This window comes from Klebsiella sp. 10-1 (assembly GCF_009758445.1).
GTDB classification, from domain to species: Bacteria; Pseudomonadota; Gammaproteobacteria; order Enterobacterales; family Enterobacteriaceae; genus Klebsiella; species Klebsiella scottii.
Window position 1 is genome coordinate 1 of record NZ_WQRE01000033.1, and the last position, 534, is coordinate 534.

A 534-nucleotide genomic window follows, 5' to 3' on the forward strand; every position below is an offset into this window, starting at 1 on the left:
ACTGGGTGCCGGGCCACTTTCCCTCCGATGATTTTGCCCTCGCCGCATTTGACGGGACCTCGCTGTATGAGCACAGCGACCCGCGCGAAGGCTATCACCAGGACTGGAATACGCTGATCTACAACTATGGCCGCCGTGAGGTCAGCAACTTCCTGGTGGGCAACGCGCTGTACTGGATTGAGCGCTTCGGCATTGACGCCCTGCGCGTTGATGCGGTGGCGTCGATGATCTATCGCGACTACAGCCGTAAAGAGGGCGAGTGGGTGCCGAATGAGTACGGCGGGCGGGAAAACCTGGAAGCGATTGAGTTTCTGCGTAATACCAACCGCGTGCTCGGCGAACAGACCCCTGGCGCGGTAACGATGGCCGAAGAGTCCACCGACTTTGCCGGGGTTTCGCGCCCCGCTTCGACGGGGGGGCTCGGCTTCTGGTTCAAATGGAACCTCGGCTGGATGCACGACACCCTCGACTACATGAAGCTCGATCCGGTTCACCGCCGTCATCACCATGACAAGATGACGTTCGGCATGCTCT

At 60.3% G+C, this 534-nt stretch carries 1 pseudogene; it reads left to right on the forward strand.

Annotated elements, in window-relative coordinates:
* A pseudogene (locus GO007_RS28860) lies at nucleotides 1-534 on the forward strand (1,4-alpha-glucan branching enzyme); the annotation flags it as partial.